Source organism: Marinomonas sp. S3726, from assembly GCF_000967665.1.
GTDB lineage: Bacteria > Pseudomonadota > Gammaproteobacteria > Pseudomonadales > Marinomonadaceae > Marinomonas.
The window spans coordinates 48208-61622 of the sequence record NZ_JXYC01000027.1 but is presented as its reverse complement, the minus strand read 5'-3'; the positions used below and the strand labels follow the sequence as shown (position 1 = coordinate 61622).

Here is a 13415-nt window from a genome sequence, read left to right as displayed (position 1 = left end):
TCGGTTTGCAAGTGTTAAATCTTAAAAAAACATCAAATTCCATTATACAAAAAGTTAAGCCTTTGTTTTAAGTAGATTAGAAAAAGTGACATTTTTGTCACAAATAAAGGCTAAAAGCCCTTATTTCGTGCAAAATCTCTGACATCTTGATCACAATTGATGAGATATAGTACGGATTTTCTTCTTATTATTCAGTGTCTATGGTTTGGCGCTTACGAAAGTATTCTGACTTTTCTCTGTTGCCGCAAGTGCTCATACGGCACCAACGTCGTCCTCGACCTCGGCCGGAATTCAAAAATAACCATGTGCAACGGCCACACTCTCTTAGCTTGCTAATATCTTGAGTTCTTAAAAAGTTGTCTAAGGACAGATAAAGCGTGTCTACTAACCCGTTTGAAACCTTGGTATTTGATTGCCACTGATACTGGTTGTTTTCTCTAACAAAAGACGCACGGGATATGGCCGCCTGAATACCAAGTTCAATCGGTTTAGGTATCTCATGATTTGTTGGCCTTGATAATAAGTCTTTGAACATGACATGGAATGCTTCTCTAATCATATGAAGCTCTATTAAAGCCGCGTTAGACTCAGCTTGGCCATATTTGTGCAGGCTTGCTTTATGCTGAGCATTAAAAAGAGGAGAAAGCTCGATCCAATTTAAAAAACTTTGCCAATCATGAATATGACTAACTAATCGGCTTTTATCTTGATCCTCGACTGTATTAATGAAATCTAAGATGGGGTGCCCACCAATAAAACTATCCTGTGTTTTTAACATGCTCAAGTAACCTATTAATTCGAAATAACGGTTGTTGTTAGTCTTTTATCATTATAACCTTTAAATTCAATTTAATGGTTTTTTAGAGGTCCATATGCTTAATTTACCTAATCGCTTTCTTTTTGAAGGGCAGAGTGTGGCTTGGGGTGTTATAGGAGAGGGTAAGCCTTTAGTGCTTATCCATGGAACACCGTTTTCATCTCAAGTTTGGCGAAAGATAGCGCCTTTACTTGCCAGTAAATTTAAAGTGTATTTTTTTGACCTACTGGGCTATGGCTTATCTGAAAAGTCTGATGATCAACAGGTTTCCCTCGAAGTGCAAAATAGACTGCTGGTGGCTTTGTTAAATGAGTGGGAACTGACGGAGCCTGAAGTGCTTTGTCATGACTTTGGTGGTGCCACAGCGTTACGTGCTTACTATCTAAATGGCATAAGGTATGCCAAATTAACCATTATTGATCCTGTTGCAATTGCCCCTTGGGGGTCTCCTTTTGTGCAGCATGTGCGAAAGCATGAAGCGGCTTTTAGTGGTTTGCCTGAATTTGCTCACAATGCATTATTAGCTGACTATCTACAAACATCTGCATACTCAGAGCTTATGAAAGATGCGCTTGAAGTTTATATGACACCTTGGCAAGGAAAAGAAGGGCAAGCGGCATTCTATCGACAAATTGCGCAAATGGATCAGGTTTACACGGATGAAATAGAAAACCTTTATCGGCCGATGGACAATGTTCAACTACTTTGGGGGGAGAAAGATGAATGGATACCTCTTTCACAAGGTAAACGCTTTGCTCAGATGGTGGCCAATAATCAATTGACTGTCGTCCCTAATTCAGGACACCTCATGCAAGAGGATGCGCCAGAGGCCATTATTGCAGCACTTTTGCTCTAAACCTGATTAGTAGGTTCCTTACTTGAATAAAGCGATAATGACGAAAAAAGCCACTCAAATTAATCAGGTTAAACTTGAGTGGCGTAATCTTATTGCTATGCTGTAATTTACTTAGCGTTCTACGGATTTCGCTTCGTTTAGTTGGTTTTTCTTAATGATGGAATCGTAGTAGCCGGCGAAAGTTGGACGTTCAAAGTGCTTACCGTCCCCAGGTTGGGCTAACAATTCTCCTTCGTGCCAAGCTAGCTTGCCGTTACATATGGTTGAGGTTGCACAACCATTTACAGTCATGCCTTCAAAGATATTGAAATCAATTTTAGACATCTGGGTATCAACACTTAGGGTCTTACTCGAATTTGTATCCCAAATAACTAGGTCAGCATCAGAGCCAACAGCGATAGCGCCTTTTTGTGGGTAGATATTGAATATCTTAGCTGTGTTGGTTGAGGTAATAGCAACAAACTCATTTGGTGTCAGTTTGCCTGCGTTAACACCTGTTTCCCAAAGTACCGCTAAACGTTCTTCAACCCCCGCTGTACCATTTGGAATTTGAGTGAAATTATCTTTACCCATGGCTTTTTGTTCTGCACAAAAAGCACAGTGGTCCGTCGCTGTGGTATGTAGCGTGCCAGATTGAATCCCTTTCCAAAGTGCATCTTGGTGGAATTTAGGTCTGAAAGGAGGGCTCATTACATGAGCGGCTGCTCGGCCCCAGTCAGAATCTTGATAAACACTGTCATCAATTACTAGGTGGCCAGCTAGACATTCACCATAAATAGTATGGCCAGAGTTTTGTGCATACTGAATGGCATCGACCGCTTCTTTTGTCGAAACATGTACTAAATAAAGTGGCGCGCCTAACGTGTTAGCAATACTAATTGAGCGGTTGGCCGCTTCACCTTCAACCGAAGATGGGCGAGAAAGTGGGTGAGCTTCAGGACCCGTAATACCTTGTTCTAATAATTGTTGCTGAAGGTGATAAACCAACTCGCCGTTTTCGGCATGTACTGTTGGCATGGCGCCTAATTCTAAACAACGACTAAAGCTTGCTACCAAGATATCATCGGTCGCCATGATGGCATTTTTATAGGCCATGAAGTGTTTAAAGCTATTTACACCATAGTTCTGGGTTAGCTCTGCCATTTCTTCTTTAACACTTTCATCCCACCAAGTAATGGCAACGTGAAAACTGTAGTTCGCATGGGATGACTGGGCCCAGTCTTGCCATTGGTGGTAGGCTTCAATTAAAGACTGCTGAGGACTTGGGATAACAAAATCTATAATAGACGTTGTACCACCTGCTAAGGCTGCTGCTGTGCCTGCTGCAAAATCATCTTTTGCTACCGTCCCCATAAAAGGCAATTGCATATGAGTATGGGGATCTATACCTCCAGGCATAATTAACTTTCCACTGGCATCGACGACTTGTGTGTCTTTATCAATTTCTAAGTCTTGACCTATTGCGGCAATTTTACCGTCTTTACAATAAATATCTGCTTGATAGCTAATTTCGTGAGTGACTATGGTTCCGCCTTGTATTAGTAAGGACATGGCTTCTCTCCCTAAGAGCAATTAAAGAATAGGGCACCTAATACAACGAATGAATAGGTGCCTAATTTGATAAAAGATGAATTATTGAGCTGAGGTTGCACCATCAGATATGGCTTGGTTTTGCTGTTGACCTGCGACAAAGTAATAAATAACGGCACCAGAGATGGCACCAGTAAACCAACCGTAGCTATAGAACCAGGTCAGTACATCAAAGGTTAATGAGATAACAGTGACGGCTACAGGCAGGCAGAAGGCAATAAAGCCAGCGCTATTAAACAAAGGGTATTGATTGTCTTTGCTATAAAGAGAAACAAGATCCAGTTGTTGGCGTTTGATTAGGAAGTAATCAACCATCATGATGCCAGCGATCGGGCCTAATAAACTTGAGTAGCCCAGTAGCCAGTTAGAATACATACTCTCAACACTGACATCTGAAACAATCCAGCCCATCTTTTTCATCAGTTCCCAGCCCATCAGCAGAATACCGACAACCCCTGTCATTAATACGCCACGTGTGTGGTCTATGTATTTAGGCGCAATGTTTTGAAAGTCATTCGTTGGTGATACTACGTTAGCTGCGGTATTGGTTGAAAGGGTGGCAATAATGATTAGGAACATAGCAATAGCAACCCAGAATGGGCTGTCTATTTTACCAATAAGACTGATAGGGTCTGATACGGTTTCACCAACTAGGTTAACGGATGCTGCGGTTAAAACAACGCCGAGTGCAGCAAAGAAGAACATAGTAATAGGTAGGCCTATGATTTGACCTATGATCTGGTCTTTTTGTGATTTTGCATAGCGACTAAAATCAGGGATATTAAGAGACAGCGTCGCCCAAAAACCTACCATGGCGGTTAAGCCTGCAAAGAAGTAGCCCCAAAAGCCAGCATCCGCTGGACGATTGGCTGGAATCGCAAGTACTTCTGAAATCGATACTTTATCGCTGGCCCAAAACATCAACCCAAGACCGACCACTAATAAAAGAGGAGCAGATAATGTTTCAAGCCACTTAATAGATTCTGAGCCTTTTATAACGATGAAAATATTCAAAGCCCAGAATATAAAGAAGCCAATTACTTCTCCTACAGAGCCTAGGCTTGCCCAGCTATCTGAAAAAGAGGAAAAGAGTAGATGTATCGCTAATCCGCCAAACATGGTTTGAATACCGAACCAACCGCAAGCGACAAGACCTCGGATTAAACAAGGAATATTTGAGCCAACTATACCAAAGGAAGAACGTAATAAGACAGGAAAGGGAATACCGTATTTGGTACCAGCAAAAGCGTTTAATGTGAGTGGTAAGAGTAGAACGACATTAGCAAACAAGATGGCTAACAAGGCTTCGGTAACAGATAAACCAAAATAAGCAGTTAATACACCGCCAAGGGTATAGGTTGGAACGCAAATAGCCATGCCCACCCAAAGGGCGGCTATGTTTACTTTATTCCAAGTTCTTTCTTTTACTTTGGTGGGCGCCAGGTCGGCATTATAATAATCACTTTTTTCTAGATCTGGCCCCACTTGGAGCTCATAAAAATCATCTACTTTAACTGACTTACTGGACATGACACTTACCTCATAATCGTTAATTGGATGTGACAAAAACTACCTATTGAGCAAATCTATTTTCTTACGGTTAACCCTCAGATTTGTTTGCTTTAAAGGTAAACCCCATGCAATTGCCCCATGGGGTTGTTAAGCAGACGTTTTTATTGCTCTGCAATACGTTTACTTGCTTCTAGCATTGTGTGTAACAGTACATTGGCACCTGCTTCACACTCTTCTAAAGTGGTTGATTCGGCTTCATTATGGCTAATGCCGTTGAGGCAAGGGGTAAAAATCATCCCAGTTGGAACGAGATCCGCCATGTAGCAAGCGTCATGACCTGCACCAGCATAAATATCCATGTGAGAATACCCCAACATTTCTGTTGCCGCTTTAACATCATCAGAAGCATTAAATTCGACTGGTGCAAAATACCAAAATGGATCTACTTCAATTTCAATATTACGCTCTAGTGAAACTTGCTTACAAAAAGCGAGTAATTCCTGATGCATGGTTTCAAGTACGGTGGGGTCAGGGTTTCTAAGATCAGCACTAAAACTGACGCGTCCTGGAATGGTATTACGTGAATTTGGATAGACATCCATATAGCCAACTGTACCTAACCCATTTTCGTGACGGTGGGCTATTTTCTCCATTTCACTGACTATCATGGCGCTTGGAATAAGGGCGTCTTGTCTGAGGTGCATAGGTGTGGTGCCTGAATGGGATTCACGACCTTGAATTTTGATGTTGTACCAGCGAATACCTTGACCTAAACGGACAACGCCAATGCTTTTCTTTTCATCTTCTAGAATGGGGCCTTGCTCGATATGGGTTTCAAAAAAAGCACCTAAATGACGGCTACCTGGTTCATCTTGACCTTTGTAGCCAATACGCTCTAGCTCATCACCCAGTCTTATGCCGTTAACATCGGTTTTATTTAATTCGGTTTCTAAATCAAAGCGGCCGACATAAACCCCAGAACCTTGCATGGCCGGTTGAAAGCGAGAGCCTTCTTCATTTGTCCATACGGAGAATTCCATGGCTGTTGGGGTTTGAATATTGTTTTCATGTAAGGTTCTAAGCACTTCAACACCAGCAAGTACACCAAACACACCATCAAACTTACCACCTGTGGGCTGAGTATCTAAATGACTCCCAGTGCCAACAGCGGGAAGAGAAGGATCTGCTCCTTCACGACGAGCAAAGACATTACCCATCTTATCAACACTGATTTCGCAACCTGCTGTTTTACACCAGCTAACGAACAAATCCCTTGCTTGACGATCTAGGTCTGTTCCTGCGAGGCGGTTACAACCTCCTTTCTCTGTGGCACCAAATTGTGCCATTTCCATTAAAGTGCTCCATAAACGATCACCGTTAACTCTTAAATCATTCATCTTCTTTCCTCAACTCAGTCTCAATTTATATATTTTTTATTTTAGTTTTTAAAATAAATTAAAGTCTTCCAGTTCCCATGCAATGCAAGGTAAATAGGGGCTTTAAGGCAACTTATCTTTAATATTTTAATTTACCAAATGGTCAAAAAAACATTCAAAAAAATATGACTCGATTTCAATATTTAATTGGAGTCTGATTTCACAAAGCTAAATCTATGCCAAAAATAAGTTTGATTAAAGTGATGAGCTTTTTACTCAGTGTGAGTTAATAAACTTTAAAATTTATTTAAGCGTTAATCAACTCTATGGATTCGATATAATTAATAAATTAAAAAATATTAATCTTTAGTTAACGGATTACTTAATTAAAAGAAAATAGTTTATAGAAAAGGAATGGCTAATATTCTCTTAGGCGGCGTACTATCTGACTATTTCGAAGGCTTGAAGTATGCTATGTTTGCGGCAATTTCGCATCATTGATACATATTTAGGACACTCTGTCTGATGATAATGAAAACACCACGAAAGCCATCAAGTAACCGAGTATTACTTGAAAATCGAATTTTACGTGCTGCAGAGAAGGCGTTTGCAACCAAGGGTTTTAGTGGAACCTCTATGGAATCCGTGGCGGACTCTGCCGGAATATCGAAACAAAATCTCATTTATTACTTTTCATCCAAAGAGGCGCTTTACCACAAAGTGTTGCAAGTTATTCTAGATTTGTGGGTCGAGAAAATGGTGTTTAGTGATGATGAAGATGCTTCACCAAAACAGGTTATCGAATCCTATATTATTGAAAAGCTTGCACTTTCTAGAGACTACCCTGATGCCTCTAAAGTATTTGCACATGAAATAATTAATGGTGCTCCCGTTTTAAAAGATTATATGGTGAGCCATCTTAAGCCTCAGTTTGAACGAGATGTACAGTTGGTTAAGCGTTGGATTGCAAAAGGGTTGATTGATCCAGTTGAACCTGAGCATTTGTTTTTTACCATTTGGGCGTCGACTCAAACCTATGCAGACTTTTCGATTCAGATTCAACTACTGATGGGTAAAACCAAGCTAGAAGCGGATGACTTTGACGTAGCGGCTAAGTTCTTATCAAACTTCGTGCTTAAGGCCCTAGGTGCACAAAACGAATAATTTTTTGTTTTCTCTCTTCAGCTAGAGAATTCTCGCATTTTATCTTATCAAATTGCTTTTTTTAGTATTTAAAATTAAAGACTAAAAAAAGCAAAAAAACCTTCAAAATCAAATTCTTCTTTTAAAAACTAAATGTCGGTTTCCTATTTTTCGTGTTATTTAATTTGGTTATTAAATTTACGTTATTCTGACATTTAAATAAAAACTTTCTCGCTCTCGATTTAAGAAAACACTTTACCTTCAAAAAATAATTGTGTTATTTATAAAATTATACCAAATGGTAAAATTTTTTATTTAACGAAAAATCTTATTTTTTTAGATCTTATATTCGTTATTAGGTAAGAGTTGAAATACCTTGTGACCATATAGTTTGAGGGTGAGTAAATGCTTAAAAGAAGTGAGGCTTTACAGCTAGAAGGGATTACAGGACCTGATTTGTTCTCCTTGTGCCAAAATGCAGGGCGAATCAGGGATGAGCACTTTGGCAGAGTGCTCACCTATTCTCGAAAGGTATTTATTCCACTGACCAATATGTGCCGTGATACCTGCGGTTATTGCACTTTTGTTAAAACACCAAAATCTGGTGAAGGCAATATTATGTTGCCAAGTGAGGTGCTAGAGACAGTTTTAAAAGGTCAAAAACAAGGCTGTAAAGAAGCGCTTTTTAGTCTGGGAGAAAAGCCAGAAGCAAGGTATCGCTATGCTAAGGATAAGCTTGCTATGTTGGGCCATGACGCCATGTTGGATTATGTGCGAGAACAAGCCCAAGCCGTTTTAGAGAAAACTAGCTTACTACCTCACATCAATGCGGGTGCCATGAGTTTAGCTGAAATGCGAGCGTTAAAACCCGTAGCGGCCAGCATGGGAATGATGATTGAGAGCACAAGCAAACATCTAATGAAAAAAGGCCAAGCCCATTTTGCCTGTCCTGATAAAGAGCCCGAGATACGCCTGAATACGCTGAAATATGCAGGCCAACTAGATATTCCCTTTACCACAGGTATTTTGATTGGCATAGGTGAAACCTGGCAAGACAGAATCGATAGCTTACTCGCTATTAATCAAATCCATCAGGAATATGGCCATATTCAAGAAGTCATAGTGCAAAACTTTAGAGCAAAAGCTGGCACTGAAATGGCAAAGCACCCTGAACCCGATTTAGATGATATGCGCCGCACCCTCGCATTAGCGCGTTTAATTTTAGATCCGTCTATTAGCTTACAAGCACCACCAAATTTAGAAGAAAGATATGGCAGCTATGTGTCTGCTGGAATCAATGATTGGGGTGGTATTTCTCCAGTTACTCAAGACTTTATTAACCCTGAGAGGGCATGGCCACAAATTGATAGTTTGGCAGAAGCTTGTCGTGGTTTGGGTTATGACTTGAAAGAAAGGCTAACCGTATACCCGCAATATTTGGATGAAAAGCGTGGCTATCTAGATCCTGCATTAGCATCGAGAATGCCTTTCCTTGCAGCACAAAATGGGCTAGCAGCAGAGCAATGGAAAAACTTTTAATTGGTTATGAGAGAGAAATTTAAAATGAAAAATAATAATCTAATCAATGCTCAACAGACAGAATCAACGTCAGCTTTATTTCACTTTGAGCAAACTGAGAAACAAAAAGATGCCAGTAGAGACTCACTTATACCCATTAGCAAAGATGCTAGACACCAATTTTTATTAGCCTCAAATGCTGCCTACGCCAAACAATCTAAGCAGCTCGTCGCCAAACTTAAAACGATAGATTTACCTACTGCGGAAATACTTTATCAGGCGCTAAAAGGGCAAGAAATCAGCGTGGAACAAGGGACTTATTTATTTAAGGCTGAGCAGAGTGAGTATCAAGCTTTATTGGAAACGGCAGATTTAGTGAGACAGCAAAGGTGTGGGGATGACGCAAGTTTTGTCATCACTCGCAATATCAACTTTACCAATGTGTGCTACATGGGCTGCCGCTTTTGCAATTTTGCTAAAACAAAAGAGCAAGAAGGTGCTGAGTTTTTAAGCTTTGATGAAGTTGCAAATCGAGCTGAAGAAGCTTGGAACCGAGGAGCGACAGAGGTTTGCATTCAAGGTGGTTTACATCCTGATATCGATAAAGACTATTATAAAAACCTTATTATCGCTGTTAAAAAACGTGTTCCTGATATCCATATCCATGCTTTTTCTCCTTTTGAAATTTGGTATGGGGCTAAAAAAGCGCGTATGACGCCGCAAGCCTTTTTGACTGAATTAAAGGCTGCTGGTTTAGGTTCTATGCCAGGCACTGCTGCAGAAATCTTAGATGTTGAAGTACGTAAGCAATTAACTAAAAACAAACTAACCACGGAAGACTGGGTCACCATTATTAAAGCGGCCCATGAAGTTGGGGTGAAAACTACTTCAACCATTATGTATGGTCATGTTGACCAGCCTCACCATTGGGCTGCTCACCTAGGTTTACTAAGAGATATCCAAAAAGAGACCGGAGGAATTACCGAGTTTGTGCCTCTAGGTTTCATCCATTATGAGACCAAACTTTATAATGATAACCCTGATTTAGTTCGCCCAGGGCCGACTCGATTAGAGCATTTTAAAATGCATGCCGTGGCGAGACTTATGTTGCAGGGCCATATAGATAATATCCAAGCGTCTTGGGTAAAAATGGGGCCAGAAACTGCGACTCAAATGCTACAGGCTGGGGCAAACGATCTGGGCGGCACCTTGATGAACGAAAGTATTTCTCGTGCTGCTGGCGCCAAACACGGTCAGGAAGTTGTGCCTGAAATGATGGTTGATAATATTCATAAAGCCGGTCTGAATGCCACAAGACGTAGCACTTTATATCAAACCTTAGAAAGATATCCTTCTCCTAAGCATGCTCTTAATACCAATATTCCTAGAGCATCTGAGCAGATTGACCTCTTGGGGGTGGTTTAATTATGTTAAATCACACATCCCATAAAGGGCTGAATGTTTTGTTATTAGCAGGTGGCGTTGGTGGTGCAAAAGCTGCTGAAGGGCTAGCTAAAACAGGACACAAGGTCACAATTTTAGGCAATATTGCCGATGATCAAGAGTTTCATGGACTATGGGTATCGCCAGATATCGATACATTGGTTTATAGCCTTGCAAATGTGATTGATAGAAACCAAGGTTGGGGACTGAGCGGAGAGTCTCATCGAGTATTAGATAGACTTGAAAAGCTGGGTGCGGATACTTGGATGTCACTTGGTGATCTTGATTTCGCCACCCATATCTATCGCACTCAGGCTCGCAAAGAAGGTGTACCTGCTTCTGAGATCGCCGTATCAATCGCTCAAAGTTTTGGTGTCAAAATCCCCATACTTTTGCCGACTAATGAGGTGGTTCAAACTCAAGTAGAAACGGAAGATGGCTGGCTTTCATTTCAAGAATATTTTGTTAAAAAACGCTGCCAGCCTGATGTTAAAGCCATTCGTTTTGAAGGCATTGAGCAGGCGAAACCTACTCCTGAAGCCTTAGCCGCTATTGCAGAAGCTGATGTCATTGTATTTGCGCCAAGTAATCCGATTGTCAGTATCACACCAATTCTTAATGTGCCAGGTATCAGGGAGGCGATTAAAGAGAGTGCAGCGAGAAAAGTGGCCGTTTCTCCTTTTATTGCGGGTAAAACGGTGAAAGGGCCAGCAGATAAAATGATGGCAAGTGCTGGTGTGGACGATGGGCTTTTAGGCGTTGCTCAACTCTATCAAGGCTTGGTTGATGACCTTGTAATTGATACCCAAGATTCTGCTTTCATCGACTTGCTAACTCAGATGAAATACGGGGTTCTTAGTCGTAACATCTTGATGCAATCCCTTGCCCAAAAACAAGCTTTAATGGCTGACGTTGTGAACTTTGCTTCTTCGAAATTAGATACTAATTTGCAGGTGGCAGGATGAAGACGATCAATCTTGTTATCCCTATGAAGGCACCAGCAGAGTCTAAACAGAGATTGAAATCAGCTTTAGGTCGGGATCAACGTTTCAAGCTTGCAATCAGCCTTTTTGAGCAAACACTGGCTTTCTTTCATCAACACTTTAATCACCTTCCTATTTTAGTGGTGACAAGTTCTGACTTGATCGCGAATTTAGCAAGACGATATGAGGCTAATGTTTTGCTTGAGGAGCAATCTGATGGTCTTAATTTAGCCTTAGAAAAAGCAACTCAATGGAGCATAGAGCAAGGCTTTGCTAGCCAGCTTATTTTACCTGCGGATATTGCCTGTCTAAAAGTCGAAGAGATCGAGAAATTGCTTCATTTTGAGATGGGTAAACAAGGCGTTGCTATTGCAGTTGCTAAGGATAAGGGGACCAATGCTTTATTGTGTTCTCCCCCAGATGCCATTCCTTTTTGCTTTGGATTTGAATCTTCAAAGGCACATCAAATTGAAGCTTTAAATAAATCCTTAGATTGTCATTTATTAGACCTTCCATTTCTCGGTCAAGATGTTGATTTACCTGTAGATCTTGCTTATCTAAAGGCGCCTTTGGATGCTTTGAATCGCATCAATTTAATCTCTAAAAATACCTTGATAGGAGGGCAATATGCCAATCTCAATGGATGAAGAATTAAGTGTTTTTAGACTGCCAAACCTTGCTGATTTTAAGCCAGGTGATGATGCAGCACTCGCTATTATAGAAGCGGTTAATCAGCTCGAATCGCCACTGCAAGAAGGTGATATTTTGGTGATTGCGCACAAGATGGTGTCTAAATGTGAAGGTGCTGTTGTCAATCTGCATGAGGTTAAAGCTAGCCAAGATGCGATTCAGCTAGCCAAAGAAGTGAACAAAGACCCTCGAAAAGTAGAGGTGATCCTATCTCAATCTAAGCGCATTGTGAGGGCCATTAAACGCCCTGATCAGGAAGAAGGTGTGCTTATCGCTGAGCATAAACTTGGTTTTATTTGTGCCAATGCAGCGGTAGATGAATCAAATGCAGATGAGGTAAATCAGTTAATAACCTTACCTGAAAATCCAGATAAAAGTGCAAGAGAGATTTGCCAACGCCTTGAAGAGGCATTTGCCTGTCGTATTGGTGTGGTGATCAGTGACACTTTTGGAAGGCCATGGCGTTTGGGCCAAACCAATGTGGCAATTGGTCTTGCTAATGTGCCCGCTATTACTCACATGCTTGGAGATCAAGATGCCTTTGGCCATGAATTAAAGGTGACAGCCCCTGCTTTTGCCGACGAATTAGCAGGCGCATCGGGTCTTTTAATGAGTAAGAGTGGTAAGTGTCCCGTCATTATTTTTCGTGGTCTAGAGTGGCAAGCCGAGGATAGTCATGCCTCTGATTTGATCAGGGCAGCAAATGAGAACCTTTTTAAATAATCGCAAATTTTAATAAACAGTGTTGAAGACAATCAATGTGAGGGTAAAGGATGAGTATTGCAATTATTGGGGGCACAGGGCCTCAAGGTAAAGGCTTGGCATTACGTTTTGCTAGAGCTGGAATTGATGTTGTTTTAGGTTCTCGTGATGGTGAAAAGGCGGCTAAAGATGCTTCCCAAATGAGTGAATTGTTGCCAGCGGGTAGTGCCAGTATTTCGGGTATGGGCAATATAGAAGCGACTCAAGCGGCTGAGGAGATGGTGATTTTTGCCGTGCCTTTTAGTGCGCATGAGGCAAGCTTGTTGAGTTTGAAGCCTCATTTAGCAGGCAAGATATTAATCGATATTGTAGTTCCTCTGGCTCAAGGCAATCCAAAAGCGGTTGATATGCCTTCTGAAGGGTCTGCGACCGAAGCAGCGCAAGCACTTTTGGGTGAGGATATTCCTGTTGTCGGGGCTTTGCATAATGTCTCTGCTGTGACCCTCAATGATTTAGAACACGAGATAAATTGTGACGTTTTAGTTTGTGGTAACCAACTTGCTGCTAAGAAAAAAGTGATGGCACTGATTGATGTATTGGGTGTACGCACCTATAACGCTGGCCTTGCTGATAGTGCTCGTTGTATTGAGGCAATTACGCCGATTTTAATTCGTTTGAATATTTCTAAGGATGTGCCTTTTTCACATGCGGGTATAGGGGTGCTGCCACCTCAACATGACTAGATAACTTAGTTGTGCTGACAAAGGTATTTAACGGCTTTTGAC

12 protein-coding genes are annotated in these 13415 nt (G+C 41.2%); 8 read left to right on the top strand and 4 right to left on the bottom strand.

Annotated elements, in window-relative coordinates; translation table 11 throughout:
• Nucleotides 1–187 precede the first annotated feature (187 nt).
• Entirely contained in the window at nucleotides 188–778 is a 591-nt protein-coding gene (locus tag TW85_RS26205) for a CGNR zinc finger domain-containing protein (protein ID WP_046018812.1), read from the bottom strand.
• Between the two features lie 94 nt (nucleotides 779–872).
• Here TW85_RS26205 and TW85_RS19470 point away from each other — a divergent pair, with 94 nt between their 5' ends.
• A complete protein-coding gene (locus TW85_RS19470) occupies nucleotides 873–1673 on the top strand; it encodes an alpha/beta hydrolase (protein WP_046018811.1) in 801 nt (266 codons plus the stop codon).
• 111 nt (nucleotides 1674–1784) lie between these two features.
• Here the strand turns inward: TW85_RS19470 and hydA are convergent, their stop codons facing one another.
• From hydA to TW85_RS19455, 3 genes are all read right to left on the bottom strand, one after another.
• Nucleotides 1785–3224 carry a dihydropyrimidinase gene (hydA, locus tag TW85_RS19465; protein ID WP_046018810.1) on the bottom strand — a complete coding sequence of 480 codons (1440 nt, stop codon included), beginning with the start codon at nucleotides 3222–3224 and terminating at the stop codon, nucleotides 1785–1787.
• A gap of 81 nt (nucleotides 3225–3305) precedes the next feature.
• The gene (locus tag TW85_RS19460) at nucleotides 3306–4793 is read right to left on the bottom strand and encodes an NCS1 family nucleobase:cation symporter-1 (protein WP_046018809.1); all 1488 of its coding nucleotides are present in this window, start codon (nucleotides 4791–4793) and stop codon (nucleotides 3306–3308) included.
• A gap of 143 nt (nucleotides 4794–4936) precedes the next feature.
• Nucleotides 4937–6172 (bottom strand): Zn-dependent hydrolase, encoded by a 1236-nt coding sequence (locus TW85_RS19455; protein ID WP_046018808.1) that lies wholly within the window; start codon nucleotides 6170–6172, stop codon nucleotides 4937–4939.
• Nucleotides 6173–6676: 504 nt separating this feature from the next.
• Here TW85_RS19455 and TW85_RS19450 point away from each other — a divergent pair.
• The 7 genes from TW85_RS19450 to npdG all read left to right on the top strand — a co-directional run bounded on the left by TW85_RS19450 (nucleotide 6677) and on the right by npdG (nucleotide 13373).
• The gene (locus tag TW85_RS19450) at nucleotides 6677–7315 is read left to right on the top strand and encodes a TetR/AcrR family transcriptional regulator (RefSeq protein ID WP_238326264.1); all 639 of its coding nucleotides are present in this window, start codon (nucleotides 6677–6679) and stop codon (nucleotides 7313–7315) included.
• 384 nt (nucleotides 7316–7699) lie between these two features.
• A complete protein-coding gene (gene cofG / locus TW85_RS19445) occupies nucleotides 7700–8833 on the top strand; it encodes a 7,8-didemethyl-8-hydroxy-5-deazariboflavin synthase CofG (protein WP_046018807.1) in 1134 nt (377 codons plus the stop codon).
• 24 nt (nucleotides 8834–8857) lie between these two features.
• Nucleotides 8858–10237, top strand: coding sequence for a 5-amino-6-(D-ribitylamino)uracil--L-tyrosine 4-hydroxyphenyl transferase CofH (gene cofH, locus TW85_RS19440; RefSeq protein WP_238326263.1), 1380 nt, complete (start codon nucleotides 8858–8860; stop codon nucleotides 10235–10237).
• Nucleotides 10238–10239: 2 nt separating this feature from the next.
• Nucleotides 10240–11220, top strand: a complete 981-nt coding sequence (cofD, locus tag TW85_RS19435) for a 2-phospho-L-lactate transferase (protein ID WP_046018806.1) — start codon at nucleotides 10240–10242, stop codon at nucleotides 11218–11220.
• Complete coding sequence (gene cofC / locus TW85_RS19430; RefSeq protein ID WP_052702314.1) at nucleotides 11217–11885, top strand: 2-phospho-L-lactate guanylyltransferase; 669 nt, start codon at nucleotides 11217–11219, stop codon at nucleotides 11883–11885. The genes cofD and cofC overlap by 4 nt, the downstream gene beginning before the upstream one ends.
• On the top strand, nucleotides 11866–12651 hold the full coding sequence (gene cofE / locus TW85_RS19425) for a coenzyme F420-0:L-glutamate ligase (protein ID WP_238326262.1): 786 nt from the start codon (nucleotides 11866–11868) through the stop codon (nucleotides 12649–12651). The genes cofC and cofE overlap by 20 nt, the downstream gene beginning before the upstream one ends.
• Before the next feature lie 50 nt (nucleotides 12652–12701).
• Nucleotides 12702–13373: an NADPH-dependent F420 reductase gene (gene npdG, locus TW85_RS19420; RefSeq protein WP_046018805.1), complete on the top strand. Its 672-nt coding sequence runs from the start codon at nucleotides 12702–12704 to the stop codon at nucleotides 13371–13373.
• Nucleotides 13374–13415: the final 42 nt, after the last annotated feature.